Below are 25,651 nucleotides of genomic sequence, written 5' to 3'. Positions count from 1 at the left end.
CATATGATGAGTTCATCGCACGATGAATTGCTTCACCCCGGCGTCGACATTGCGGTCGACGTGCGAGATCTGCGGGTCATCCGCGGTAAACGCGTCGCGCTCGACGACATCTCGGTCCAGATCGCACGGGGCACGATCACCGGGCTGCTCGGCCCCTCCGGATGCGGCAAGACGACGCTGATGCGCTGCATCGTCGGCACCCAGATCGTCGCCGCGGGCACCGTCACGGTGCTCGGACGCCCGGCCGGCTCGGCCGAGCTGCGGCACCGCGTCGGGTACGTCACGCAGAACCCGACCATCTACGACGATCTGCGGGTCATCGACAATGTCCGCTACTTCGCGGCGCTGACTGGCGCCGACCACGCGGATGCCGACCATGCGATCGCCGCCGTCGGACTCGACGATCACCGAACCGCCCTGTGCGGCAACCTTTCCGGCGGCCAACGCACCCGCGCGTCACTGGCCTGCGCGCTGGTGTCCCACCCCGACCTGCTGGTGCTCGACGAGCCCACCGTCGGGCTCGACCCCGTCTTACGGGTCGAACTGTGGGAGCGGTTCCGCGAAATCTCCGACCGCGGCACGACGCTCATCGTGTCGAGCCACGTCATGGACGAAGCCGATCACTGCGGTGACCTGCTGCTGATGCGCGACGGCAGGCTGCTCGCGCACACCACACCCACGAAGTTGCGAGAGGACACGGGATGTCAGTCACTGGAGGACGCGTTTCTGTCCGTCATCAGGCACAGCACCGCGACCAGACAACTCGAAGCCGGCTGAGCCCGCAGGCCTACCTGGCCACCACCACGCGAATCCTGCGCCAACTCGCCGCCGATCACCGCAGCGTCGCGATGATCCTCCTCATTCCGAGTCTCATCATGACGCTGATCTACTACATGTTCCGGGACGCACCGCACCCTCCGGGTGCACCGACGCCGTTCAACAACGTATGCCTGATCATGCTGGGTCTGTTCCCCCTCATCGTGATGTTCCTGATCACGTCGATAACCATGCAGCGAGAACGGGTTTCGGGCACGTTGGAACGAATCCTCACCACTCCCCTGCGCCGCCTGGACCTGCTCGCCGCATACGGCACCGCATTCTCGATCGCCGCCGCCGCCCAGGCCACGCTCGCCTGCATCGTGTCGTTCTGGCTCCTCGGCTTCGACACGGCGGGCAGTCCCGCACTGGTATTCCTCATCGCGATCATCAACGCGGTCCTCGGGGTCGGCCTGGGCCTGCTGTGTAGCGCGTTCGCCCGCACGGAATTTCAAGCGGTGCAGTTCATGCCTCTGGTGATCGCGCCACAGCTGCTGCTGTGCGGAGTCGTCGTGCCGCGCGCGGCAATGCCCGAATGGCTGCAGTGGATCAGCAATGTGCTGCCCGCCAGCTACGCTCTTGAAGCGCTGCAACAGGTCGGTGCGTACCCGGATCCGACGTTCATCGCGATACGAGACATCGCGGTTGTCATCGGCTTCGCGGTCGTTTCGATGGTCCTGGCGGCGGCAACGCTACGACGAAGGACACCGTAACGGCCTTGACGACCAACACCGAGCGCAGACGTCCCGGGCGACCGCCGGGGACGTCGGATACGCGCGAACGCATTCTCACCAGTGCGCGGGAGCTGTTCGCCCGCAATGGGATCGACAAGACCTCGATACGTGCGATCGCCGCCGACGCAGATGTGGATCCCGCGCTTGTCCATCACTACTACGGGACCAAGACCCAGCTATTCGCCGCGGCGATCCACATCCCGATCGACCCGATGCAGATCATCGCTCCGTTGCGAGAAATCCCCGTCGAGGAGATCGGCTACACGCTGCCGTCGCTGCTGTTGCCGTTGTGGGACTCCGAGATGGGTAAGGGATTTCTCGCCACGTTGCGATCGATCCTCGCCGGCAGCGAAACCTCGCTCATTCGGTCGTTCCTGCAGGAGATCATCGCGAAGGAGGTCGGCTCCCGCGTGGACAACCCGCCCGGAAGTGGGCCCATCCGTGTGCAATTCGTCGCTTCGCAGTTGGTCGGCGTGGTGATGGCGCGCTATGTTCTCGAGCTCGAACCGTTCAAATCGCTGCCAGTGGAACAGATCGCCGAAACGATCGGCCCGAACCTGCAGCGCTACCTCACCGGGGACCTACCCGGCTTCTCCTGACGCCCGCCCGAGCAACCGGTTGTGTTCGGCGTCGTCGGTCACCGTGACGGCCTCGTCGACCAGTAGGACCGGAACACCGTCATCGATGCGGTACGCGCGCCGCAGCCTCGGGTTGTACAGACACTCGTCCTCCACCAGAAGGAGCGGACCACGGTCCTCGGGGCAGACGAGGATGGCAAGAAGCTTTTCGTCGAGCACGGTCGCGCGTCAGCCCTGCGGAGCGATGGGGCCGCCCTGCTGAGGCGGGATTATCGGCACGGCGCCGCCGCCGCTACCGGTACCCATTTGCCCAGATTGCCCCTGCTGCTGCGACGCAGCCATCGCCTGCTGCTCCATGATCTTGCGCTGGTACTGAATAGCCGACTGCAGCGCCTCGATCAGCGGCTTCTGGTTGGGCCGGTCGTCCAGGGCGTCCTGCAACGCCTGTGCGTTCGCGCTGGAGATGGGGAAACCCTGCTTGCGCAGATTCACTGCGTCGTCGATCAGCTTGGAGACCTGGCCGCCACCCTCACCCGAGCGGTATTCCTCGTAGATCGCCAGCAGGATCTGGTCGCCGTTCACCTTCTTCGGCTTGTTCGCCGCTTCGGAGCACTTCTTGTCGTCCGGCTCGCAGCCTGCCGCGGCGGCCACCGCGGCCTCCGCGTCCTTGGTGCAGTCGTCGCCGGTGCAGCTGCGCGGGGGCGACGGGTTCGTGGGTTCGGCGGGCTGGGCGAACGCCGTCGACGCACCGAATCCCGACATCAGTCCGGCGGCGAGCACTCCGCCGACGAGGGCGCGGCGCCAGTCGACGCGAGCTTTACCGGTCTGCGATGTCATCAACCCTCCAGCGCGATAGACCACCAATTGCCCGACCCGACGACGGCCTGCCGCCAGCGGGGAGCCTAACAGCGTCACGACCGCTCGGCACGGCCGCGACGGTCACCCACCGACGATCTCGGCGCGTACCGCGACGGTCAATCGCTTGTACCGATTCGTATCGCGGTCCAGGTACCAGGCGTTACGCGACGGTTTGGGGATCCCCGCCTCGCGCAGCGGGCTGACGAGCGGTCGGCACGACGCGCTGAGGGCCATCTCGGGCACCACGTGCACGAGATCGGGCGGGCTGCCGACCGGCAGATCGGCGAGCGCTTCGGACAGATCCGCCGATGGAATGGTCCCTCCTGGTCGGAGTGCTAGCGCGGTCACGGCCAGATGCTGGTCGCCGGCGTCGACGCCGTAGGTGACCGCCAGATCGACCGCGTCAAGTCGGCTGACCGCGTCGTTCACGGTTGCGGCGAAGACGACACCGCGCGGCGAGTGAATGACAAGCCCGCGGCTGTCGACGAGCCAGTAGTCGCCGTCGTCGTCGCGCCGGAAAAGGTATTCGGTGGACACCCACGTGTCCGCGGGGGCGAAGACGCCGCGTTTGATCGAGGCGGTCGGGTCGATCGGTCCGCGCGGCCGGGCCAGCAGGACGCCCACCTCGTTGGCCTCTGCGCGACGCACGAAGCCGCGCTCGTCCTCGAGGATCAGGTCGTCCTCGGGGTCGTAGGCAGCCAGCGCGATCTCCCCGCTGCCGGGCAGTGGCCTGCCCTTACTGCCGATCTTGGCGCCCGAGACGTTGGCCAGCACCGCCTGCCCGTCCGAAGTCGCGAAGAATTCGACGACGTGGGCTGGCTGGAAGACGTCGATGACGCGCTTCCACAGACCGGTCGGCATGCCGGAGCCGATGAACAACCGGACCGGATGGCTTCCCGCCAGCGAGAACGACGGGTCATCGATGACGTCGCGCAGCATCGCCCACGTGTAGGAGACGACGGTGACGCCGTACTGACGGATCTCCTGGACGAACCGGTCCGGGCGCAGGCCTCGGGACAACGCGATCCGCGACCCGCCGACGACCGCGCCGCCGAGTGCGACCAGCAGGCCGGATTGATGGTGCAGCGGCGTCAGGCAGTAAACCGTGTCTCCGCGGCCCAGGTTGGCCGCCGATGCGGTGCCGAACGCCGACAGCGCCCACCGGTAGTTGGTGATCTGGCGGGGCACCAACTCGCCGCCGATCGAGCTGAAACCGATGAACGCGAGGTCGCGGGCCAGCGCGGGGTTGGGCCGATACCAGCCCGGCAGCTCGACGAGGTCGGGGTCGATCTTCTCCATGTCGATGACGTCGGCGTCCTCGGGGAGATCCAGGTCGCGCGCCTCACCACCGCCGAGCACGAGGACGCGCATGTCCAGCTTGCGCGCAGCCTCGAGGTTGCTCGGGTCGGCGATGATGTCGGAGACCGCGCCGAGCCGGGCGGCGGCCACCAGGTCGGCGTCGGGCGGCATCAGGACGGCCACCGCACCGAGGCGGGACAGCGCGGCGATCGCGACCAGCGCGCTGGGGCGCGTCTCCATCAGGACCCCGACGTGCGCGCCCTGCCGCACCCCCACGTCGATCAGGCCGCGGACGACGTTGTTGATGCGGCGATCCACCGCCTCGTAGGTGTGGACGCGACCGTCGAACAGCAGCGCTTCGCCGTTGGGCATGTCGCGCGCCTGCTCGGACATGATGCGGCCCAGCGAGATTCGGGTGTGGTCGTTGATCTGACCCAGCCGGGCGAGGCGGGGCAGGGTGCGGTACGTCTCCACCACCATGGCGCGCGCGGACTTGTTGGCCGCGACCACCGCATCGGCGGCCGACCGCGCGAGCGTGAACACCATCTCGGTCGCCGCGGAGGTGCCGTGCGCCAATCGCGAACTGAAGGAGACGCCGCTCTCCTTGTGCTCCTCCGGCTGTAGCGCCATCGGATTGACGCCTTCGGGCAACTTGCCGTCGGAGTCGACCCACTTGACCCACTGGGCGACCGTCGGCCAAGTCTGCGACGATGCCTTGCTTCCGACGACCAGACCGAAATGTCCTGCGCGGATGACGTATTCGTAGACGTCCGCCTTGGGCGCGGCGCGCTTGATGCCGCGCACCGACGCCGGCTGACCGATGTCGTCGACCTCACCGATGACGGCCAGCACAGGGCATTCGATGTCTGACAGCGTGACGAGATCACCGTGAATCGAGAAGCCGCCACTCATCATTCGGTTGTGCGCGATGAACTGCTTGAGCAGTTCGGCGATCGCGGGGCCGGACCATGCGATCCAGCCTTCGGACTGCAGGAAGCGCCGCTGCTGCTCACGGGGCAGTAGAGCCTCGCGGTCGTGGAGCTGGCGGAGGAAGTCGATGCGTGACTGGGCCGTCTTGATCGGATCGAGCATCTGAAAACCGGTGCGCGCCAACCAGCCGGGGATGTCCATGCGGCTGAACACGTGGTCGGCCATGAAGTCCGCCGCCGCAGGCGCGATGCTGGCGGGCATGTTCATCGGCAGGCCGGCGAGCGTGTCGACCGGTGAGCCGAACGCGATGATGCTCGCCAGATCCTTCGACCTGCGATAGGCGGCGGTCTGATAGGCGAACATGCCGCCCTGCGAGTAGCCGGCCAGGTGCACGTCGCGGCCGGTCACCTCTTTCACGGTGTCGATGGCTTCGCTCAGTGCGACGACGTGGTCGGCGAGGTTGCGGTCCATGCCACCCTCGACCTTGTCGGGCGAGCCGAAGTCGATGACCCAGGGGTCGAGTCCGGCCTTGTGCAGGATGCCGACGGCGCCTTCCTCGCGGGTGACGTCCCACATGTCGGCCGACATCATCATCGGATGCACCATCAGCACCGGCGGGCCGGGCGGCTTCGCTCCCGGCCTGTTGTCGGGCGGGAAGTACCGCCGCAGCCGGTACATCGGCACACTCTGGATGATCTGGAACGGCGACGGCACAGCGCCCGTCTCCAGGCCGCCGTAGCGCAGAACTTCCAGCCCGTTCTGCGCGGTGGCGACCAACCGTTCCACTGGTCTGGTCAGTGCTGATAGGTCCACCAACGCACGCTCCCCTAGCTGCAAATCCTCCGATTTCCGCCTTCGATCATGGCACAGCGCCGAGAGACGACAGCCCGGGATTGCCGGGGCGCTGAGTTAGGTCAGCTAACCCTCGGCAGGCGGCGTCCCTATCATCGGGCGCGATGGCGAATCTGATCAACGTGGAGCGCGCGAGCGTCGCGTATGGCACCCGGACGCTGCTCAACGGCGTCAGCCTCGGGGTCGACGAGGGTGACGCGATCGGGGTCGTCGGACGCAATGGCGACGGGAAGACCACCCTGCTGCAGGTGCTGACGCGCGCCCGCGAACCCGACTGCGGTCGGGTGACCCATACGTCGGGGTTGTCGGTGGGTTATCTGCGGCAGACAGACGAGTTCGGCGGCGCGACCGTGCGGGACGTGATCGTAGGAGGGCGGCCCGACCATGTGTGGGCCGCCGAACCCGGCACCCGGGACGTCGTATCCCATCTGCTGTCGGGTGTCGAGCTCGACAGCGAGGTGGGCCGGCTGTCCGGCGGTGAACGCCGACGGGTGGCACTGGCGACGGAGTTGATCGCGGGGCACGACGTGCTTGTGCTCGACGAGCCGACGAACCATCTGGACGTCGAGGTGATCGGTTGGCTCGCAGCCCATCTGAACGCCCGCCGCGCCAAAACGCTGGTGGTGGTGAGCCACGACCGCTGGTTTCTCGACGCGGTGTGCACCACGACGTGGGAGGTGCACGACGGTGTCGTCGACGCGTACGACGGTGGATATGCGGCCTATGTCCTGGCCCGCGCTGAACGCGCCCGGTTGGCCGCGGGGGTCGAGGCGCGTCGCCAGAATCTGATGCGCAAGGAGCTGGCCTGGCTGCGGCGTGGACCGCCCGCGCGGACGTCGAAGCCGAAGTTCCGCATCCAGGCCGCCAACGATCTGATCGCGAACGAACCGCCGCCGCGGGATTCGCTTGGGCTGCAGAACTTTGCGATCACGCGGCTCGGCAAGGACGTGTTCGATCTGCATCGCGTCCGCTTGGAGGTCGGGCCCAATGTCGTACTGGACGGCATCGACTGGTCCATCGGGCCGGGAGCGCGCATCGGCCTCGTCGGCGTGAACGGCACCGGCAAGACGTCGGTGCTGCGGCTGCTGGCGGGTGAACTGCAACCGGCATCGGGCACGGTCAAGCGCGGTAAGACGCTGAAGATCGGCTACCTGAGCCAGGCGCTCGCCGAGCTGGACGGATCGGAACGCGTGATCGACGCTGTCGAAAACCGTCGCCGCATTACACAATTGGCCGGCGGGCGCGAGATCTCCGCCGACACGCTGTTGAAGGACTTCGGGTTCACCGGCGACAAGCTGACCGCGCGGCTGGCGGAGCTGTCCGGTGGCGAGCGCCGACGGCTGCAGTTTCTGCGGCTGCTCCTCGACGAACCCAACGTACTGCTACTCGATGAGCCCACAAACGATCTCGACATCGACACCCTGACAGTCATCGAGGACTACCTCGACGGGTGGCCGGGCACGTTGATCGTCGTGACGCACGACAGGTATTTCCTGGAGCGGGTCTCCGACGTCACGTATGCGCTCACCGGAGGTGGGCGGTGCGACCTGCTGCCGGGCGGCATCGAGCAGTACCTGGCGGATCGGGCGGCCGCGACACCCGATGCGCCTACTCGTGTGGACGCGCCGCGCGGCGAGTCGGCGTCGGCGCGGGAACGCCGCGCGGGCAAGGAGATGGCGCGCATCGAGGGTCAGCTGGAGAAGCTCGAGAAGCGGATCGCTACGTTGCACGAGTCGATGGCCGAGGCGGCCGCCGATCACGTGCGTGCGGGCGAGCTCAACGCCGAGCTTCAGGAAATGCTGGCGCGCAAGGAATCCCTCGAAGAGGCGTGGCTGGCCGCCGCCGACGAATAACTGCGATTTGTGTGCATTCGCGAGCGCTCAGCGCTCCTGAACGCACACAAATCGCCCTAGCGGCGGAGGCGCAGACGCAGTTGGTCTGCGGTGTCGCGCACGACGCCGAGCTGCTTGGCGACCTGAATCGGGGCGGTGCCGCCCCTGGCGTCGCGGGAGTTGACCGAGCCGTCGATGGTGAGCACCTCGCGCACCTGCGGCGTCAGCTCCGGGTGGATGCTCGCGAGCTCGGCGTCCGCGAGGTCTTCCAGCCCGACGCCGCGCTCCTCCGCGGCGCGCACCGCAGCACCCGCGGCCTCGTGCGCCACTCGGAACGGCACGCCCCGCTGCACCAGCCACTCGGCGACGTCGGTAGCCAGCGTGTACCCGAGCGGCGCCAGCGCCGCCATCCGATCGACGTCGAATCGCAATGTGGCGACCAGTCCTGCCATCGCGGGAAGCAGCAACTCCAGCTGAAGGACCGAGTCGAATACCGGTTCCTTGTCCTCTTGCAGATCCCGGTTGTACGCCAGCGGTTGCGCTTTCAGTGTCGCGAGCAGGCCGGTGAGGTTGCCGATCAGCCGGCCCGACTTTCCGCGCGCCAGCTCCGCGATGTCGGGGTTCTTCTTCTGCGGCATGATCGAGCTTCCGGTCGACCACGCGTCGTGCAGCGTCACATAGCCGAATTCGGTTGTGCTCCAAAGGATGATGTCCTCGGCGAGGCGGGACAGGTCGACACCGATCATCGAGAACACGAACGCCGCCTCGGCGGCGAAGTCACGCGATGCGGTGGCGTCGACCGAATTGTCGGCCGCCGAGCCGAACCCGAGTTCCTCGGCGATCGCGTCGGGGTCCAGCCCGAGCGACGACCCCGCCAGCGCGCCGGATCCGTACGGCGACACCGCCGCTCGCTTGTCGAAGTCGATCAGCCGGTCGACGTCGCGGAGCAACGGGTGCGCATGCGCGAGCAGATGATGCGCCAGCAGGATCGGCTGAGCGGACTGCAGATGGGTCTTGCCCGGCATGATGGCCGTCGGATGTGCAGCGGCCTGAGTGGCGAGCGCCGAGACCACCTCGAGCGTGCCGTCCGCGACCCGCCGGATCGCATCGCGCAACCACAGCCGAAACAGGGTGGCCACCTGATCATTTCGCGACCGGCCCGCCCGGAGACGGCCGCCGAGATCCTCCCCCACGCGGTCGATCAGCCCACGCTCGAGCGCACCGTGCACATCCTCGTCGGTGACCAGCGGAGTGAAGCTGCCGTCGGCGACATCGGCCGCGAGGTTGTCCAGCCCCAGCAGGAGGCCGTCGCGCTGCTCCGCGGTGAGCAGGCCGGCGCGGAAGAGCACCCGCGTGTGCGCCTTCGACGCGGCGATGTCGTACGGCGCCAGCACCCAGTCGAAGTGCGTCGACTTGCTCAGCGCGGCCAGTGCGTCGGACGGCCCGTCGCTGAACCGACCGCCCCACAGCGAACCCTCATTGGTGCTCATCGGCCCGCTTCCCCTCCGCGAACAGACGCGAACTCCCCCATTTTTGCGTGAAATTGGGGGGTTTCGCGTCTGCTCGGCATCATTTGGCGAGGTCCCGCTGCGCGGAGATCTTTGACGACAGGCCGTGGATCTGCACGAAACCGCGTGCCGCGGACTGGTCGAAGGTGTCGCCCTCGTCGTAGGTGGCGAGGTTGAAGTCGTACAACGACTCCGCGCTGCGCCTGCCGTTGACCGCGATGTGCCCGCCGTGCAGCACCATCCGGATCTCGCCCGTCACATGCTCCTGGGTCTTGGCGACGAACGACTCCAGCGCGGCCTTCAGCGGCGAGTACCAGAGGCCGTCGTACACCAGCTCGCCCCACTTCTGGTCGGTGGTGCGCTTGAACCGGCCGAGCTCGCGCTCCAGCGTGACGTGCTCGAGCTCGGTGTGCGCGGTGATGAGCACCATGGCGCCGGGGGCCTCGTAGATCTCGCGGCTCTTGATGCCGACGAGCCGGTCCTCGACGACGTCGAGCCGCCCGACACCCTGCTCGCCCGCACGGCGGTTGAGTTCCTCGATGGCCTGCAGCACGGTGACGTTCCGCCCGTCGATCGAAACCGGAACGCCGCGCTCGAATCCGACGATGACCTCGTCGGGGGTGTTCCAGTTGACGGTCGGATCCTCGGTGTAGTCATAGACGTCCTTGGTCGGCGCGTTCCACAGGTGCTCCAGGAACCCGGTCTCGACGGCACGGCCCCACACGTTCTGGTCGATCGAGAACGGCGACCGCTTGGTGACGTTGATCGGGATCGCGTTCTCCTCGGCGAACGCGATCGCCTTCTCCCTGGTCCAGGCGTAGTCGCGGACCGGCGCGAGTACCTCGAGATCCGGTGCCAGCGAGGCGAATCCGACCTCGAAGCGGACCTGGTCGTTGCCCTTACCGGTGCAGCCGTGCGCCACGATGCCGCCGCCGTACTTGCGCGCGGCCTCCACGAGGTGCTTGACGATCAGCGGCCGGCTCAGCGCCGACACCAGCGGGTAGCGGTCCATGTACAGCGCGTTTGACTGGATCGCGGGGAGGCAGTACTCCTCGGCAAACTCGTCTTTGGCGTCGACGACCACGGCTTCAACCGCACCGCAGTCGATCGCACGCTGCCGGACGACTTCCATGTCCTCGCCGCCCTGGCCGAGGTCGATGGCCACCGCGACGACCTCGCGCCCGGTTTCCTTGCCGATCCAGCTGATCGCGACCGAGGTGTCCAGACCACCGGAGTACGCGAGGATGACGCGCTCGGACATTAGCTGATCTCCTTTTGTTGGATGCTCTCGAGTTTCGCTGCCAGCTCCGCGCCGGTCATCGGCTCACGCGCGACCACCAGGATGGTGTCGTCGCCTGCGACGGTGCCGACCACGTAGGGCAGCGCTGCGCGGTCCATCGCGCTGGCAAGGTAATGCGCGGCTCCCGGCGGCGTCCGCAACACCGCGAGGTTGCCGCTTGAGTCGGTGGATACCAGGAGCTCGACCAACAGCCGCGACATCCGTTCGGTACCACCGGATACGCCCCGCACGGGGCTGCCGTCCTCCGGGACGACGTACACGCCGACTCCGCCGTCGGCGCCGCGCAGCTTGACCGCGCCGAGCTCCTCGAGGTCGCGCGACAGCGTGGCCTGGGTGACGTCGATGCCCTCGTCGGCGAGCAGCGTCGCCAGCTCGCTCTGGCTGTGAATCGATTGCGACGACAGGATTGACACGATACGGGCCTGCCGACCCGCCCGGGTCGTCGCGGACGTCATACCCGCTCCAACAGCCACACCAGCAGCGCCTTCTGCGCGTGCAACCGGTTCTCGGCCTCGTCCCACACTGCGCTCTGCGGTCCGTCCATCACCTCGTCGGTGATCTCGTCACTCCGGTGCGCCGGAAGACAGTGCAGGACAACGGCGTTCGGGTCAGCACGGCTCAGCAGGTCGGCGTTGACCTGGAATGGCTTGAACGGGCCTACCCGGTCGAGCCCGTCGTTCTCCTGACCCATCGACGTCCAGGTGTCGGTGACGAGGACGTCGGCACCGTCGGCCGCCGCCGTCGCGTCAGAGGTCACGGTGACGGTCGCGCCGGTCTGCGTGGCCCGTTTCTCCGCGGCGGCAACGAAGTCTGGATGCGGCTCGAATCCGGACGGCGCCGCGACGGTCACGCTGATACCCGCGGTCACTCCGCCGAGCATCAGCGAATGCGCCATGTTGTTCGCGCCGTCGCCGAAATACGACATCCGCAGACCCTTGAGTTGACCCTTGCGTTCGACCAGGGTCTGCAGGTCGGCGAGCACCTGGCACGGGTGGAACTCGTCAGACAGCGCGTTGACGATCGGCACACTCGCCGCGGAAGCCATTGCGGTCAAACGGTCCTGGCCGAACGTCCGCCACACGATCGCATCGACGTAGCGCGACAGGACCTTGCCGGTGTCCTCTAGCGTCTCGTCGCGGCCGAGTTGAGTGCTGCGACTGTCGACCACGACGGCGTGGCCGCCGAGCTGGGCGATACCCAGCTCGAACGAGAACCGGGTGCGGGTGGAGTTCTTGTCGAAGATGACCGCCACACCGCGGGGACCTTCGAGCGGGCGACGGCTGAACGGGGCGTTCTTCAGCTCCGCCGCCAGGGCCAACACCTCGGCCTGCTCCTCGGGCGTGAGGTCGTCGTCGCGCAGGAAGTGACGTGTCATGACTTGGCTCCGGTGTCGAGCACGCCGGGCAGCGCGCTGAGGAAGTCGTCGACCTGTGCCTCGCTGAGGATCAGCGGGGGGACCAAGCGAATCACGTTGGGGGCGGCCGCATTGACGAGGAACCCCGCCTCCCTGGCCGCCGCCTCGACCGGCTTGGCCACCTCGGAAGTGAGGACGACACCGCACATGAGACCGCGACCTCGGACATGGTCGACGACGGGATGGTCCAGCGCCTCGATGCCGTGGTGCAACGTCTTGCCCAGCACGCCGGCGCGGCCGACCAGGTCGTCGTCGGCCAACACCTGCAACACCGCGAGCGCCGCCGCGGTACAGACGGGGTTACCGCCGAAGGTGCTGCCGTGCAGGCCAGGGGTCAGCAGGCCGGCCGTCTCGCCGGTCGCGATGCAGGCGCCGATCGGCAACCCGCCGCCGAGGCCCTTGGCAAGTGTCACGACGTCGGGGGTGATGCCGTCGTGCTGATGCGCGAAAAACGCGCCGGTACGGCCGATTCCGGTCTGCACCTCGTCGAGCACCAGGAGCGCGCCGTGCTCGGCGGTGATCTCCCTTGCGGCCACCAGGTATCCGGCTGGCGGGACGACGACGCCGCCTTCGCCCATGATCGGTTCAAGGAACACCGCGGCGGTCTCGTCGTCGACTGCGGCCCTGAGCGCGTCGACGTCGCCGTACGGCACGTGGGTGACGTAGCCGGGCAACGGCTCGAACGGCGCCTGCTTCGACGGCTGGCCGGTCAGCGCCAGCGAACCCATCGTGCGGCCGTGGAAAGCTCCTTCGGCGGCAACGAGTTTCGTGCGCCCGGTGAGCCGGGTGATTTTGAACGCGACCTCGTTGGCCTCGGTGCCGGAGTTGCAGAAGAACACCCGCGCATCGCTGGCGCCGAGCAGCCCGACCAACGCTTCCGCCAGCGCGATACCGGGTTCGGTGGCATACAGGTTCGACGTGTGACCGAGGGTGTTCAGTTGACGTGTGACGGCTTCGATGACAACCGGGTGGCGATGGCCCAGAACGTTGACCGCGATACCGCCGACCAGATCGACGTAGGACTTGCCGTCGGCGTCCGTCACCACCGCGCCGTCACCGCTGACCAGGGCGAGGGGCGGAGTGCCGTAGTTGTTCATCATCACGGCTTCCCACCGCTGCGTGAGGTTCATGCGCTCACCACCTTCGTCCCCGTCCCCTCGTCTGTGAACAGTTCAACCAGCACGCAATGTTCGACGCGGCCGTCGATGACGTGTGCGCTGGGCACACCTCCCGATACCGCCCGCAGGCAGGCCTCGATCTTGGGCACCATGCCCGTCTCCAACTTGGGCAGCAGCTGAGTCAGTGCCGCCGTGTCGATCTCGCTGACCAGAGAGCCGCGATCTGGCCAGTCGGTGTAGAGACCCTCCACGTCGGTGAGCATCAACAGCTTCTCGGCGCCCAGCGCCTCGGCCAGCGCGGCCGCGGCGGTGTCGGCGTTGATGTTGTGCACAACTCCGTCCGCGTCGGGTGCGATCGTCGACACCACCGGGATACGGCCGGCGCCAATGAGATCGAGCAGCGATCCCGCTTCCACCTTCTCGACGTCACCGACCAGGCCGATGTCGGTGGCCACCCCGTCGACGGTCACCTCGCGCCGCACCGCGGTGAACAGGTGCGCGTCCTCCCCCGTCACGCCGACGGCGTACGGACCGTGCGCGTTGATCAGGTTGACCAGTTCGCGGCCGACCTGTCCGAACAGCACCATCCGTGCGACGTCGAGGACCTCGGGTGTGGTGACGCGAAAGCCACCCTTGAAGTCGCCTTCGATACCAAGCCTTTTCAACATCGCGGTGATCTGCGGGCCGCCACCGTGAACGACGACGGGGTGGATGCCGCAATTACGCAGGAACACCATGTCGGCGGCGAACGCGGCCTTCAGCGTGTCGTCGGTCATCGCGTTGCCGCCGTACTTAACCACGACGATCTTATCGTGCAACTGTTTCAGCCACGGCAGGGCCGCGGCGAGTACCTGCGCCTTGACGGGCGTCGCTGGCGGAGCCGTTTTGGCGGCGACATCGGGCGAAGTCATGAGCTGTACGCCGAGTTCTCTTCGACGTAGGCGTGCGACAGGTCTGTGGTGCGGATCGACGCCCGCCCGCTGCCGACACCCAGGTCGACCGTGACATCGATGTCCTCGCCGGACAGATCGACGTCACGGGCACCTGGCAGGCCGGTGAGGTTCGCGCACACCGGGAATCCGTTGAACGACACCGTGATCTTGTCTGCATCAAGCGGAAAGGGCACCATCCCGACGGCGGCGAGCACACGGCCCCAGTTCGGGTCCGACCCGAACAACGCGGTCTTGACCAGGCTGTCGCGTGCGACCAGCCGGGCAGCGGTCACCGCATCGTCCTCCGACGCCGCACCCGTCACGGTGATGACGATGCGCTTGGTGACGCCTTCGGCGTCGGCCTGCAGTTGTGCGCACAGGTCGTCGCAGACGCGCAGTAGGGCGTCGTCGAGATCGCTTTGACTGGGCTCGATCTCGCTGGCGCCGGAAGCCAGGATCAACACCGTGTCATTGGTGGAGCAGCTGCCGTCGACGTCGAGCCGGTCGAATGTCTTGGCCGTCGCGTTGCGTAGTGCCTGATCGAGCGCATCCGCATTGGCGACGGCATCGGTGGTGATGACGCACAGCATGGTCGCCAGCGACGGCGCCAGCATGCCCGCTCCCTTGGCCATGCCGCCGATCGTCCACTTGTCACTGTGGTGCAGCGCAACCTGTTTGGGCACGGTGTCGGTGGTCATGATGGCCCTGGCGGCCTCTTCGCCACCGGTCAGTCCGCCGTGCATCTCGTGCACGATCTCGGTGACACCGGCCAGCACCTTGTCCATCGGCAGACGGTCGCCGATGAGCCCAGTGGAACAGACGGCGACCTCGATGGGTCCGGTCTCGGTTCCCCAGTCGGACAGCGCGGCGGCGACGGCCTCCGCGGTGGCATGGGTGTCCTGGAAGCCCAGCGAGCCGGTGCAGGCGTTCGCGCCACCGGAGTTGAGGATGACCGCGCGCAGCCGGCCGGTGGTGAGCACCTGCTTCGTCCACAGCACCGGCGCCGCCTTCACCTGGTTGCGGGTGAACACGCCCGCGGCGGCATAGTCAGGGCCCTCGTTGAACACCAGCGCCAGGTCGAGCGCACCGGACGCCTTGATGCCCGCGGCGATTCCCGTCGCACGGAAACCCTCGGGTGCCGTCACGCCCTGCGTGCGGACCAGCCGCGTCATGTTGGTCGGCGCTTCAGAGGTCACGGCGCCACTCCCACGATCGAAAGTCCTTCTGTCTCAGGCCAGCCCAGCGCGAGGTTCATCGATTGCACGGCCGCGCCGCCGGTGCCCTTGACGAGGTTGTCGATGGCGGCGATGCCGATGAACGTCGACGCATCCTCGTCGACGGCGACCGCGAGTTGGGCGGCGTTGCTGCCGATCACCGCACCAGTCTTGGGCAGTTGATCTTCGGGCAGCAGGTGGATGAAAGGTTCTGCGTCGTAAGCCTTCTCGTATGCTCCGCGGATCTGCGACAGCGGCGCGGTGGTCCTGGCGGTGCAGGTGGCCAGGATGCCGCGCGACGTCGGGATGAGCACCGGCGTGAACGATACGGTGACGTCCTTGTCGGTGACGGCCTTCAGCCCCTGCGCGATCTCGGGGGTATGCCGATGCTTGCCACCGACGTTGTAGGCCCGCGCCGAGCCGATGACCTCCGAACCGAGCAGATCGGTCTTCGCGGCCCGCCCCGCGCCGGAGGTACCGCTGACAGCGACGACGGTGACGGCGGGCTCGATGAGGTCCTCGGCGATCGCCGGCCACAGGGCGAGCAGCGCCGCGGTCGGATAGCAGCCGGGGACGGCGATGCGGGTGGCCCCGCGGAGTCGGTCACGGGCACCGGGCAGTTCAGGTAACCCGTAGGGCCAGCTGCCCGCGTGCGCCGAGCCGTAAAAGCGCTCCCACGCACCGGCGTCGGTGAGCCGGAAGTCGGCGCCGCAGTCGACGATGATCGTGTCGTCACCCAGCTGGTCGGCCAGCGCGGCCGAATGGCCGTGGGGAAGCGCGAGGAACACCACGTCGTGGCCGCGCAACGTGTCGGCACCAGTGGCTTCCAGCGCCCGGTTGGCCAGGGGTAACAGGTGCGGGTGGTGCTCCCCCAACAGAGTGCCCGCGCTGGCGGCGGCCGTGAGCGCGCCGATGGTCAGGCGGCCGTCGGCGTAGGCGGGGTGACCGAGGAGTAGCCGCAGAATCTCGCCACCGGCATATCCGCTGGCACCGGCGACCGCGACGGAAGTCATGCAGAGATTCTGCATTTTTATGCATCGCTATGCAAATTCATTATTCATCCGCGTTGGCGAACAGACGCAAAGGGCGACGACACGCCGGAAATAACGCGCGCTCTGCGTCTGCTCGGCAGAAAACAGTCAGCCGGCTGCCCACTGTTTGGCCTTCTCCAACTCGTCGAGGCCGAAGACCTCGATGTCACCGGGCACCAGCCAGCCCAACGCATGCACGGTGTGGGTGACCCACTCCTTGTCGGTGACGACCGCGACGCGCTTGAACGCCCCGTGGTGCTTGAACAGCGAGCCGAAGCCCTGCTTGAGATCCTCGACCAGACCCCCGGGCCCGAAGCCCTCGTAATCGGGCCCGATGACCTCGACGAACCTGAGTTCGTCGGGCTCGAGCATCTTTTCCATCTCCGGCTTGAAAGCAGTGATGTCGTCGCCGGTGACCTTCCCGGACACCCGAATGCCTGCGACTCCTGCGGGCATGTCTTGAAGTACTTCAATCATGCTTCCGTACTACTCCGATTCGCGGCGCCGAGTGTGCGCTCACGGCGCGAATCGAGCACCCATCTCGCAGTGGAACCCACGGGCGGCGCAAGTGTCGAACGGGCTCGACGGTCACGTCTGGACGGGTGCGGTTTCGCGCTCAGACAACAACAACCACACCAGCGTTGCGAGCGCGATCGCGCTGGCCTGCACGCTCACCATGAACGCGACGTACTCGTGCAGGGTGGCCGCCAATCCGCAGGCGACGCGATCGGTCACCAGCATCGAGAACGTCAACATTTCGGCCACGCACAACATCGCGACGGTCAGGACCGCAGCCGCCCGCTGACCCGGGGTGCGCACTGCCTGACCACGTTGCAGATAGCCCAACTCGATTCCGAGCGTGACCAGCAGCATGGGGATCACCTGGACCATCTGAGCGAAGAAGTCGCGTGAGATCGTGTCGGCACACTCGCCCTGGCGGTTGATGACCGGAAACCACAGCGACGAAGCGACCTGAACGACGAGTGTGCCCAAAACGATCGGCACGATCCAGCTGTGTTCGCGCCAGTTGCGCGCGCCCGAGCCTGCAGCCAGCGAGTCGATCAGAAGCAGCGCCATCGCCACGGTGAAGCACCCGGAAGCGACCATGTCCACCCATAGTCCCGCCCCCAGCATCGCCTGGATGATGTGGACGGCGACCACCAGAGTCGCCGCCACGGGCCACCAGCTGCGCCACAGAATCGGCGCGAACTCGCGCCACCTCAGCTCGGCACCCGGCCGTTCCAGACGCTCCATTCGCCATTTCAGCAGTGCGGCCGCGAGCACCAACCCGACGTCCACCAGAGCCGTGACCCATTGTGGATATGCATCCAAATCGCCCGCTCCGGCGTAGACGAACTCGACGATGTCGTCGCTATAGGTCAGTCCGAGAACCAGCAGGAACACCGCCGAGATGGCCAGGCCGTCCAACGAACTGCGCTTCCGTTCGCGCTGATCCGTCATGTCGGCCCTTCCCTCAGCGGCGCTGCTCGGCCCCGACCCGCTGCGCCGCCGCCTGCACCGCCGCGTCACGGGCCGCGCTCGCCTCGTCCTCGGTCAGCGTGCGGTCGGCGGCGCGGAACCGCAGCGCCAGCGCAAGCGATTTGCGGCCCTCCCCGATCTGCGGCCCGGTGTAGACGTCGAACAGCCTGACATCCTCCAGCAGCTCGCCGGCGCCATCCCGGACCGCGTCGATCACGTCCTGGGCGGCGACGTCTTCGCCGACGACGAGGGCGACGTCCTGGAACACCGCGGGGAACGGCGACACCGACGGCGCCGGAAGCGACTCGGTGAGCGGAATGGCGTCGAGATCCAACTCGACGGCGCAGGTGCCGGCCGGCAGGCCCGACCGCTCGATGACGGCGGGGTGCAACTGGCCGGCGTATCCGACGACGGTGTCGCCGACGACGACCTCCGCACAGCGGCCGGGATGCCACGGCAGCTGCTGGGCGGCCCGCAACGTCAGCTCGACACCTGCGGCGCGGCCGATGACACGGACTGCCTCGAACGCGTCGCTGGCCTCGACGGGCCTGCCGCGACCCCACGGGCCAGCGGGTTCACGCAGTCCGGCAAGGACGACGCCGACGTGCTGCGGCTGATGTGGCAGCGACGCGTCGAGCATCGCGATCTCTTCGGGGGTGGGGCGACGGTCGGTCGGAATGCGTTCCACCGCACGGGTTTCCGACGTCGGCTCGACGACCTGGGCGATCGCGTACAGCGCGGCGTCGACGGCACCGCGGGACACGTTGCGCGCCAACGCCTCCAACAGCCCCGGCAGCAGTGTGGTGGCCAACTCAGGACGGTCGGCCTCCAACGGATTGAGCACCGAGGTGGTCGACCGGCGCGGATCGTCTGCCGGGAGGCCCCACTGGTCGAACACCCCCGCGGGCAGGAAGGGAGTGGGCAGGATCTCCACGTAACCGTTGAGCGCCAGCGACTTTCCGATCGCACGACGCCGCTTCTGCGTCGGGCTCAGCCCACGGCCGGCGGGCGCCGACGGCAGCACCGACGGGATGATCTCGAGACCCTCGAGCCGCAGCACCTCTTCGACGAGGTCCGCGGGCTGGCGCAGGTCCGGGCGCCAGCTCGGCGGTGTCGCGGTCACCCGCCCGTCGTTCACCACGACGTCGGCGCCGATCTGGGTGAGCCGCTTCTCGGTGGTGCCCTGCGCGTACTCGACCCCGGCCACGCGGTCAGGCAGGTCGACCGCCATGCTGACCGGCGGCTGCGACCAGTCGTCGCGTGGCGGATCGCCACGCCAGTCCGTCAGCTTCGGTTCGACTGTGCCACCGGCGATCTCGGCGAGCATGCTGCTGCAGCGGTCGAGTGCGGCGACGGATATCGCCGGGTCGACGGTGCGTTCGTAACGACGGCCGGCCTCGCTGTAGAGATGCAGGCGCCGCTGCGTGCGTGAAACGGCCGCCGGATCCCAGACTGCGGCCTCGAGCAACACGTCGGTGGTGGTGTCACGGACCTCGGTCGTGCCCGCACCCATCACACCGCCGATGGCGGCCGTGGCGACGTCGTCGACGATGAGCACGTCGGCCGGATCGAGGCGGCGCTCGACGTCGTCGAGCGTGACGACCGTCTCCCCCGGCTCGGCGAACCGCACCCTGAAGCCGCCCGTGATCAGGCTGCGGTCGTGGGCGTGCATCGGATGGCCGAGCTCGAGCATCACGTAGTTGGTCACGTCGACCGCCGGCGAGATGGCCCGGATTCCCGACAGCAGCAACCGGCGCTGCATCCACCACGGCGACACCGCTTTTGGATCGATCCCGGTTACCGGCCGCAGCCCGAACCGCAGCACACCGGTCCCGGGCTCGATCGTGACGGGCAGCGCTTCACCCTCGGCAGGCAACGGAGCGACATCGGCCGGGTCGACGTAGTCGAGGTCGTAGGCGTTGGCGATCTCACGTGCCATACCGCGCACCGACAGGCAGTACCCGCGATCCGGGGTGATCGCCAGGTGGAACACGGTGTCGTCGAGGCCCAGCACGTCGGCGGCGGGAGTCCCCGGTTCTGCGGTGCCCACGGGCAGCACCAGGATGCCCGAATGGTCGGCACCGAGATTGAGTTCGGTGGCCGAGCAGATCATGCCGTCGCTGATGCGGCCGTACGTCTTTCGGGTGGCGATCGCGAAGTCGCCGGGCAGCACGCAACCGGGCAGCGCCACCACGACGAGATCGCCGACAGCGAAATTCGTTGCTCCGCACACGATGTCACGCAGCTCGGGTTCGCCGACGTCGACCTTGACCGCGCGGATCGGCTTCTTGAACTCGGTCAGCTCCTCGATCTCGGCGACCCTGCCGACGGTCAGAGGACCCGTGACGGGTCCGACGGGGATGACCTCTTCGATCTCATGGCCGATGCGGATGAAGGTCTGCTCGAGTTCGTCCGGCGATACATCCCAGCCGGGTGCACCGGCTTGAACGACCTCCCGCAGCCAGCTGTAGGGCAGGCGCATCAGGCTCCAACCCCGAACGGCAGCGAGAACCGCACGTCGCCCTCGACCATGTCACGCATGTCGGGAATGCCGTTGCGGAACTGCAAGGTGCGCTCCAATCCCATCCCGAAGGCGAACCCGGAATAGACCTCCGGGTCGATCCCGCAGGCCCGCAACACATTCGGATTGACCATGCCGCAGCCACCCCACTCGACCCAGCCGGGGCCGCCCTTCTTGTTCGCGAACCAGATGTCGACCTCCGCCGAGGGTTCGGTGAACGGGAAGAAGTGCGGACGGAACCGGGTGCGGCCCTCGGGCCCGAACTCGGAGCGGGCGAATGCGTCGAGAGTCCCCCGCAGATGGGCCATGGTCAGCCCTTTGTCCACGGCCAATCCCTCCACCTGGTGGAAGACCGGCGTGTGGGTGGCGTCCAGCTCGTCGGTGCGGAAGGTACGGCCGATCGAGATGATGTAGACCGGCAGATCGCGTTCCAGCAGCGCGCGGATCTGCACCGGCGACGTGTGGGTGCGCAGCACCTGCCGTGAGCCTTCTGGCGCGATATAGAAGGTGTCCTGCTCGCTGCGCGCCGGATGGTCAGGCGGGAAGTTGAGAGCGTCGAAGTTGAACTGCTCGGTCTCGACCTCGGGCCCCTCGGCGAGCTCCCAGCCCATCGCCACGAACGTGTCCGCGACGTGCTCGGCCAGGATCGTGATCGGGTGACGGGCGCCGACGGGCTGCCTGGTCGACGGCAGTGTCACGTCGATGCGCTCGGCGACCAGCACGGCGGCGTCGCGCTCGGCGCGCAGCACCGCAAGCCGCTCGTCATAGGCCTGCTGCGCCTGGGTGCGCGCGACGTTGACCCGCTTGCCCGCGTCGGCTCGATCGGTCTTCGGCAGGGACCCCAGCGCCTGGCGCGCCAGCGCAATGGGTGAGCGATCGCCGAGGTGCTCGGTCTTGGCGCGGGCGAGCGCGTCGAGGTCGGCCGCCGCATCGAAGGCATGCCGGGCCGCGCTGACAGCCTCGGTCAGCGCTTCTTCGGACAGGTCTATTGGCTGATCAGCCACCCGGCGATCATAAGGTGTGGCCAAACGCTCGGATCGAGCGGCTACGGCCGCGATTCGTCGCCTTCGTGGCCGACATCACCGAGCGACGGCCTTCGTGACTTCAACCGGTACATGACGAGATCGGCGGGCACGCCATCCTGTTTCGCCGCGAAGACCTGCCTGCGAAGCCGTTTGACCTCCACGCCGAGCAGGTCGAGGTCCTCGGCGGCGATACCGTCGAGAGTCGCCTGCGACACCACCAACTCGCCCCTGGTCGCGCGCTCCATCACGCGCGCCGCGATGTTCACATCGATGCCCAGCCAGTCCGAGCCGATCCGCTGCGGCCTGCCGGTGTGGATGCCGACGCGCATCCGCGGCGTGTAGCCGTCCACGTCAAGGGATTTCACCGCCTCCCGGGCCTTGATGGCCGCGGCGACCGCGGTCGACGGCCGGGTGAACACGGCCATGATGCCGTCGCCCATGCGCTTGACGATCTGCCCGCCCGCCTCCAGCAACGGCGGTTCGACGACCTGCGAGACGCGACGAAGCAGCTTGAGCGTCGTGTCGTCGCCCGCACTCAGCGACCACGACGAGAAGCCCACCAGGTCGGTGAAGACGATCGTCACTTCGCGGTAGGCGGGCTTGCCGGACACCCGCTCCGTCAGCGCCTGCCACACCTGAAGCGCGCCGAGGCTGACTTCGCGCGAGGCGGCCTCGCGCTCGAGCAGCCGATCCGCCGCGCGAGCGGCAGCGCGCGGGCCGCCGACACCGGACGTCGACAGCGGATCACCGAAGTCCGGGTCTCCCGGAAGCGCACGACGGGCGCGTCGAAGGAAAGCAATCACGGACGGGCTGCGGTTGGTGTTCTTCAACCACCCGAGAGGCCCGGATGACGGTCTGGCGGATACTTCGTCGATCGGCTCGACATCATCCACACACACCAGCCTAGTTGAGCGGCCATCGGCCGATAAAGCGCCTGGTCACAGGCGAGCAGCAGCGGTGTGGAGGGTGAATAACACTGTGCCGCCACACCCCTCGAAACCGTAGACAACGCATGTTGTCACGCTTATCGTGAGGTTCTGGCACCGGGTTGGGAATCACGCGGCGCACGCGAGGAGCAGGAAAGTGCGAAACCGATGACCCTGAAATCGACATCGCCCACGACCGATATAAAGCGGCCCTGCGCCCGGAACGCCGACCCACTCGGCCCCGACTCGTTGACGTGGAAGTACTTCGGTGATCTGCGGACCGGCATGCTCGGCGTCTGGATCGGCGCGATCCAGAACATGTATCCCGAACTCGGCGCAGGCGTCGAGGACCATTCGATCCTGCTGCGTGAGCCCCTGCAGCGCGTCGCCCGCTCGGTCTACCCGATCATGGGCGTCGTCTACGACGGCGATCGTGCACCGCAGACCGGCGAGCAGATCAAGAGCTACCACCACACGATCAAGGGCGTCGACGCCGAAGGCCGCCGCTACCACGCGCTGAATCCCGAAACCTTCTACTGGGCGCACGCGACGTTCTTCATGTTGATCATCAAGACCGCGGAGTACTTCTGCGGTGGCCTGACCGAGGCCGAGAAGCGCCAGCTGTTCGACGAACACGTGCAGTGGTACCGGATGTACGGCATGAGCATGCGGCCCGTGCCGAAGAGCTGGGAAGAATTCCTCGAGTACTGGGACGCGAAGTGTCGCGACGAGTTGGAGATCAACCGCGCGACGCTCGACATCTTCTCCATCCGCATCCCGAAGCCGTGGTTCGTGCTGATGCCGACGCCGATCTGGGATCAGCTGTTCAAGCCGATGGTCGGCGCACAGCGGTGGATCGCCGCGGGCATCTTCGATCCGGCGCTGCGCGAGAAGGCCGGCATGCGATGGACGCCCGGTGACGAAGTGCTGCTTCGGATCTTCGGGAAACTCGTCGAGTTGGCCTTCGTCGCGGTGCCCGACGAGATCCGGCTGCATCCGCGTGCGTTGGCGGCCTACCGCCGGGCGCAGGGCAAGCTGCCCGAGGACGCGCCGCTGGTCGAGGCGCCCTCGTTCATGGCGCCGCCCCGCGATCGCCACGGGTTACCCATGCATTACGTGCCGCCACGCAAGTCGTTGCTGGACCGAGCTGGGTCTTTGGTGCACACCACGTTCTCATTGGCAGGCCTCCGTCCAGCGCGTGGACGCAATAAGGCAGCCTAGAGCGCATGCTCGAATGGTCTGATGTTGATCTTGCCGTGCGCGACGCCGTGCGGGAGTTCGTGGATAAAGAGATCCGCCCCCATGTCGACGCGCTGGAAAGCGGCGAGATGGAGCCCTACCCGATCATCCGCAAGCTGTTCGCGACGTTCGGTATCGCCGACATGGCCCGCGAATCGCTCAACAAGCGGCTGGCGAGACTGCGTGAGGGTGGTGAGTCGGCAGGCAAGTCGTCGGGCGGCGGCATGTTCGGCGGCGGGTCGGGCGGCATGGGCTTTGTCGTCGTCAGCGAGCTCTGCAAGGTGTCGATGGGAATCGTCACCGGCATGGGAGTCAGTCTCGGCCTGACGGTGCCGACGATCCAGAGCCGGGGCACGCTGGCCCAGCAGGAGCGCTGGCTGCCCGACCTCGTCACCTACGACAAGATCGGCGCCTGGGCGATCACCGAACCCGACTCGGGCTCAGATGCGTTCGGCGGCATGAAGTCCTACGTCGTGCGTGACGGCGACGACTACATCCTCAACGGCCAGAAGACGTTCATCACCAACGGACCCGACGCCGACGTGGTCGTGGTGTACGCGAAACTCGATGAGGGCGACGGCGCCGACAAACGCAACCGCAAAGTGCTGACGTTCGTGCTCGACAAGGGCATGGAGGGCTTCGTTCAGTCAAAGCCGTTCCGCAAGATGGGGATTCACAGTTCGCGCACCGGCGAGCTGTTCTTCAACAACGTCCGGCTGGGCCGCGACAGGCTGCTCGGCGAAACCGAAGACAGTGCGTCGGGTGACGGACGCGCGAGCGCGCGGTCGAACTTCTCGGCCGAGCGGATCGGCGTCGCGGCGATGTCGCTTGGCGTCATCGAGGAGTGCCTGCGGCTCTGCGTCGACTACGCCAAGACCCGCAAGCTGTGGGGTCAGGAGATCGGGCAGTTCCAGCTGATCCAGCTGAAGCTCGCGAACATGGAAGTCGCGCGAATGAACGTGCGCAACATCCTGTTCCGGGTGATCGAGTCCGCGGAGAAGGGTCAGCCGATCTCGCTTCCGGAGGCGTCGGCGATCAAGTGGTACTGCTCCCAGGCCGCCACCGATGTGGCCATGGATGCCGTCCAGCTGTTCGGCGGCAACGGCTACATGACGGAATACCGGGTGGAGCAGCTCGCCCGTGATGCCAAGTCGTTGATGATCTACGCCGGCAGCAACGAGGTGCAGATCACCCATGTGGCGCGGGGCCTGCTGAGCGACGACTAGTTCTGTCGCCGAGCAGACGCGTACACCCCCAATTCTGGGTCAATTTGGGGGTGTACGCGTCTGCTCGCGGTGGAAGCGCGAACTCTGGTACAGGCAGATCGCCGCAGCCGACGCGACGTTCAGACTCTCCGCGTTGCCCGGCATGGGGATGCGCACGCGATGTGTCGCAGCGTCGACCAGCTCGCTCGGTAGGCCGTGTGCCTCCGGGCCGAACAGCCACGCCGTCGGCGGCGTCAGATCCACGTCATCGAGCGACAGCTCGCCGTCGAGCGTGGTGGCCAGCACCTGAAGTCCCGCCGCCTTGATGGCCGATACCGCGGCGTCCGCATCCGGTTCGGGCACAACGGGTATCGAGAAAATACTCCCCGCGGACGCGCGCAGGCACTTGCCGTTGTACGGGTCGACACTGTGGCCGGCAATCACGACGGCGTCAGCACCCATCGCATCGGCCACACGGATCAGCGTGCCCGCGTTGCCCGGCTCGGAGATCTGCGCCGCCACAGCAAGCAACCGTGGTGAATCCGCCAGCACGGCGTCCAGTGAGGTCTCGGGCACCGAGCACACCGCGACGAGGCCGACCGGAGTGACCGTCTCCGACAACGCTTTCGCGGCCCGCTCGGTCACCAGATGCACCTGCGTATCGCTCAGCAGGCCAGCGAATCGAGCCATCGCGTCCTCGGTCGCGAAGACCTCGGAGACGAGTCCGCGCCGCAACGCGGCCTCGACGAGATTGGGTCCCTCGGCGAGAAAGCGTGCGGCGCGGCGTCGTCCGACGTGGCGGTGCAGCTTGACCGCTGCCGCCACCCGGGCAGAGCGTTC

At 67.3% G+C, this 25,651-nt stretch carries 23 protein-coding genes; 6 read left to right on the top strand and 17 right to left on the bottom strand.

Features of this window, described 5'->3' with window-relative positions; genetic code table 11:
* Window positions 1-3: 3 nt before the first annotated feature.
* From G6N43_RS15685 to G6N43_RS15675, 3 genes are read left to right on the top strand one after another with little or no spacing between them, the layout of a single operon-like run.
* Window positions 4-777: an ABC transporter ATP-binding protein gene (locus G6N43_RS15685; RefSeq protein ID WP_083152817.1), complete on the top strand. Its 774-nt coding sequence runs from the start codon at window positions 4-6 to the stop codon at window positions 775-777.
* A complete protein-coding gene (locus G6N43_RS15680) occupies window positions 702-1,529 on the top strand; it encodes an ABC transporter permease (protein WP_083152818.1) in 828 nt (275 codons plus the stop codon). Before G6N43_RS15685 ends, G6N43_RS15680 begins: the two co-directional genes overlap by 76 nt.
* 5 nt (window positions 1,530-1,534) lie before the next feature.
* Window positions 1,535-2,149, top strand: a complete 615-nt coding sequence (locus tag G6N43_RS15675; RefSeq protein WP_083152819.1) for a TetR/AcrR family transcriptional regulator — start codon at window positions 1,535-1,537, stop codon at window positions 2,147-2,149.
* On the opposite strand, the gene G6N43_RS15670 is transcribed toward G6N43_RS15675, so the two are convergent.
* The 3 genes from G6N43_RS15670 to G6N43_RS15660 all read right to left on the bottom strand — a co-directional run bounded on the left by G6N43_RS15670 (window position 2,132) and on the right by G6N43_RS15660 (window position 6,028).
* Window positions 2,132-2,347: a Trm112 family protein gene (locus G6N43_RS15670; protein ID WP_083152820.1), complete on the bottom strand. Its 216-nt coding sequence runs from the start codon at window positions 2,345-2,347 to the stop codon at window positions 2,132-2,134. The two genes, G6N43_RS15675 and G6N43_RS15670, sit on opposite strands and share 18 nt — an antisense overlap.
* Before the next feature lie 9 nt (window positions 2,348-2,356).
* Window positions 2,357-2,965 carry a hypothetical protein gene (locus G6N43_RS15665; RefSeq protein ID WP_083152821.1) on the bottom strand — a complete coding sequence of 203 codons (609 nt, stop codon included), beginning with the start codon at window positions 2,963-2,965 and terminating at the stop codon, window positions 2,357-2,359.
* Between the two features lie 102 nt (window positions 2,966-3,067).
* On the bottom strand, window positions 3,068-6,028 hold the full coding sequence (locus tag G6N43_RS15660; protein ID WP_083152822.1) for an acyl-CoA synthetase: 2,961 nt from the start codon (window positions 6,026-6,028) through the stop codon (window positions 3,068-3,070).
* 143 nt (window positions 6,029-6,171) lie between these two features.
* On the opposite strand from G6N43_RS15660, the gene G6N43_RS15655 reads away from it, so the two are divergent.
* Complete coding sequence (locus G6N43_RS15655) at window positions 6,172-7,920, top strand: ABC-F family ATP-binding cassette domain-containing protein (protein ID WP_083152823.1); 1,749 nt, start codon at window positions 6,172-6,174, stop codon at window positions 7,918-7,920.
* A gap of 56 nt (window positions 7,921-7,976) precedes the next feature.
* Here the strand turns inward: G6N43_RS15655 and argH are convergent, their stop codons facing one another.
* The 13 genes from argH to G6N43_RS15590 all read right to left on the bottom strand — a co-directional run bounded on the left by argH (window position 7,977) and on the right by G6N43_RS15590 (window position 22,334).
* Window positions 7,977-9,389 (bottom strand): argininosuccinate lyase, encoded by a 1,413-nt coding sequence (gene argH, locus G6N43_RS15650; protein WP_083152824.1) that lies wholly within the window; start codon window positions 9,387-9,389, stop codon window positions 7,977-7,979.
* 79 nt (window positions 9,390-9,468) lie between these two features.
* Window positions 9,469-10,668 (bottom strand): argininosuccinate synthase, encoded by a 1,200-nt coding sequence (locus G6N43_RS15645; protein WP_083152825.1) that lies wholly within the window; start codon window positions 10,666-10,668, stop codon window positions 9,469-9,471.
* Window positions 10,668-11,162 (bottom strand): arginine repressor, encoded by a 495-nt coding sequence (locus tag G6N43_RS15640; protein ID WP_083152826.1) that lies wholly within the window; start codon window positions 11,160-11,162, stop codon window positions 10,668-10,670. The genes G6N43_RS15645 and G6N43_RS15640 overlap by 1 nt, the downstream gene beginning before the upstream one ends.
* Window positions 11,159-12,082, bottom strand: coding sequence for an ornithine carbamoyltransferase (gene argF, locus G6N43_RS15635; protein ID WP_083152827.1), 924 nt, complete (start codon window positions 12,080-12,082; stop codon window positions 11,159-11,161). The genes G6N43_RS15640 and argF overlap by 4 nt, the downstream gene beginning before the upstream one ends.
* The gene (locus G6N43_RS15630; RefSeq protein ID WP_083152828.1) at window positions 12,079-13,251 is read right to left on the bottom strand and encodes an acetylornithine transaminase; all 1,173 of its coding nucleotides are present in this window, start codon (window positions 13,249-13,251) and stop codon (window positions 12,079-12,081) included. The genes argF and G6N43_RS15630 overlap by 4 nt, the downstream gene beginning before the upstream one ends.
* Window positions 13,248-14,150, bottom strand: a complete 903-nt coding sequence (argB, locus tag G6N43_RS15625) for an acetylglutamate kinase (protein WP_083152829.1) — start codon at window positions 14,148-14,150, stop codon at window positions 13,248-13,250. Before argB ends, G6N43_RS15630 begins: the two co-directional genes overlap by 4 nt.
* Entirely contained in the window at window positions 14,147-15,343 is a 1,197-nt protein-coding gene (gene argJ, locus G6N43_RS15620) for a bifunctional glutamate N-acetyltransferase/amino-acid acetyltransferase ArgJ (protein WP_083152935.1), read from the bottom strand. The genes argB and argJ overlap by 4 nt, the downstream gene beginning before the upstream one ends.
* A 20-nt stretch (window positions 15,344-15,363) precedes the next feature.
* On the bottom strand, window positions 15,364-16,413 hold the full coding sequence (gene argC, locus G6N43_RS15615; RefSeq protein ID WP_083152830.1) for an N-acetyl-gamma-glutamyl-phosphate reductase: 1,050 nt from the start codon (window positions 16,411-16,413) through the stop codon (window positions 15,364-15,366).
* A 111-nt stretch (window positions 16,414-16,524) separates the two neighbouring features.
* Window positions 16,525-16,893, bottom strand: coding sequence for a SpoIIAA family protein (locus tag G6N43_RS15610; protein WP_083152831.1), 369 nt, complete (start codon window positions 16,891-16,893; stop codon window positions 16,525-16,527).
* Between the two features lie 111 nt (window positions 16,894-17,004).
* Window positions 17,005-17,877 (bottom strand): hypothetical protein, encoded by an 873-nt coding sequence (locus tag G6N43_RS15605; RefSeq protein WP_083152832.1) that lies wholly within the window; start codon window positions 17,875-17,877, stop codon window positions 17,005-17,007.
* A 13-nt stretch (window positions 17,878-17,890) separates the two neighbouring features.
* On the bottom strand, window positions 17,891-20,377 hold the full coding sequence (gene pheT, locus G6N43_RS15600; RefSeq protein WP_083152833.1) for a phenylalanine--tRNA ligase subunit beta: 2,487 nt from the start codon (window positions 20,375-20,377) through the stop codon (window positions 17,891-17,893).
* A complete protein-coding gene (gene pheS / locus G6N43_RS15595; RefSeq protein WP_083152834.1) occupies window positions 20,377-21,420 on the bottom strand; it encodes a phenylalanine--tRNA ligase subunit alpha in 1,044 nt (347 codons plus the stop codon). Before pheS ends, pheT begins: the two co-directional genes overlap by 1 nt.
* Before the next feature lie 41 nt (window positions 21,421-21,461).
* Window positions 21,462-22,334, bottom strand: a complete 873-nt coding sequence (locus G6N43_RS15590; RefSeq protein ID WP_083152835.1) for an adenylate/guanylate cyclase domain-containing protein — start codon at window positions 22,332-22,334, stop codon at window positions 21,462-21,464.
* 201 nt (window positions 22,335-22,535) lie between these two features.
* On the opposite strand from G6N43_RS15590, the gene G6N43_RS15585 reads away from it, so the two are divergent.
* Both G6N43_RS15585 and G6N43_RS15580 read left to right on the top strand, forming a co-directional pair.
* Window positions 22,536-23,588, top strand: a complete 1,053-nt coding sequence (locus G6N43_RS15585) for an oxygenase MpaB family protein (RefSeq protein WP_083152836.1) — start codon at window positions 22,536-22,538, stop codon at window positions 23,586-23,588.
* Between the two features lie 5 nt (window positions 23,589-23,593).
* Window positions 23,594-24,832 carry an acyl-CoA dehydrogenase family protein gene (locus G6N43_RS15580; protein WP_083152837.1) on the top strand — a complete coding sequence of 413 codons (1,239 nt, stop codon included), beginning with the start codon at window positions 23,594-23,596 and terminating at the stop codon, window positions 24,830-24,832.
* Window positions 24,833-24,871: 39 nt separating this feature from the next.
* On the opposite strand, the gene G6N43_RS15575 is transcribed toward G6N43_RS15580, so the two are convergent.
* Window positions 24,872-25,636, bottom strand: coding sequence for a TrmH family RNA methyltransferase (locus tag G6N43_RS15575; RefSeq protein WP_083152838.1), 765 nt, complete (start codon window positions 25,634-25,636; stop codon window positions 24,872-24,874).
* Between the last annotated feature and the right edge of the window lie 15 nt (window positions 25,637-25,651).

The organism is Mycolicibacterium moriokaense (assembly GCF_010726085.1).
GTDB classification, from domain to species: domain Bacteria; phylum Actinomycetota; class Actinomycetes; order Mycobacteriales; family Mycobacteriaceae; genus Mycobacterium; species Mycobacterium moriokaense.
The sequence above is the reverse complement of the archived record's forward strand: the minus strand, read 5'-3'. Positions and strand labels throughout refer to the sequence as shown.

Coding starts and splice junctions, on each gene's coding strand:
- argF (WP_083152827.1), bottom strand. CDS start 12,082: ATGACACGTCACTTCCTGCGCGACGACGACCTCACGCCCGAGGAGCAG.
- argC (WP_083152830.1), bottom strand. CDS start 16,413: ATGCAGAATCTCTGCATGACTTCCGTCGCGGTCGCCGGTGCCAGCGGA.
- G6N43_RS15585 (WP_083152836.1), top strand. CDS start 22,536: ATGACCCTGAAATCGACATCGCCCACGACCGATATAAAGCGGCCCTGC.
- G6N43_RS15655 (WP_083152823.1), top strand. CDS start 6,172: ATGGCGAATCTGATCAACGTGGAGCGCGCGAGCGTCGCGTATGGCACC.
- G6N43_RS15630 (WP_083152828.1), bottom strand. CDS start 13,251: ATGAACCTCACGCAGCGGTGGGAAGCCGTGATGATGAACAACTACGGC.
- argH (WP_083152824.1), bottom strand. CDS start 9,389: ATGAGCACCAATGAGGGTTCGCTGTGGGGCGGTCGGTTCAGCGACGGG.
- G6N43_RS15605 (WP_083152832.1), bottom strand. CDS start 17,877: ATGACGGATCAGCGCGAACGGAAGCGCAGTTCGTTGGACGGCCTGGCC.
- argJ (WP_083152935.1), bottom strand. CDS start 15,343: ATGACGCGGCTGGTCCGCACGCAGGGCGTGACGGCACCCGAGGGTTTC.
- pheT (WP_083152833.1), bottom strand. CDS start 20,377: ATGCGCCTGCCCTACAGCTGGCTGCGGGAGGTCGTTCAAGCCGGTGCA.
- G6N43_RS15580 (WP_083152837.1), top strand. CDS start 23,594: ATGCTCGAATGGTCTGATGTTGATCTTGCCGTGCGCGACGCCGTGCGG.
- G6N43_RS15610 (WP_083152831.1), bottom strand. CDS start 16,893: ATGATTGAAGTACTTCAAGACATGCCCGCAGGAGTCGCAGGCATTCGG.
- G6N43_RS15640 (WP_083152826.1), bottom strand. CDS start 11,162: ATGACGTCCGCGACGACCCGGGCGGGTCGGCAGGCCCGTATCGTGTCA.
- G6N43_RS15685 (WP_083152817.1), top strand. CDS start 4: ATGATGAGTTCATCGCACGATGAATTGCTTCACCCCGGCGTCGACATT.
- G6N43_RS15645 (WP_083152825.1), bottom strand. CDS start 10,668: ATGTCCGAGCGCGTCATCCTCGCGTACTCCGGTGGTCTGGACACCTCG.
- argB (WP_083152829.1), bottom strand. CDS start 14,150: ATGACTTCGCCCGATGTCGCCGCCAAAACGGCTCCGCCAGCGACGCCC.
- G6N43_RS15680 (WP_083152818.1), top strand. CDS start 702: ATGTCAGTCACTGGAGGACGCGTTTCTGTCCGTCATCAGGCACAGCAC.
- G6N43_RS15665 (WP_083152821.1), bottom strand. CDS start 2,965: ATGACATCGCAGACCGGTAAAGCTCGCGTCGACTGGCGCCGCGCCCTC.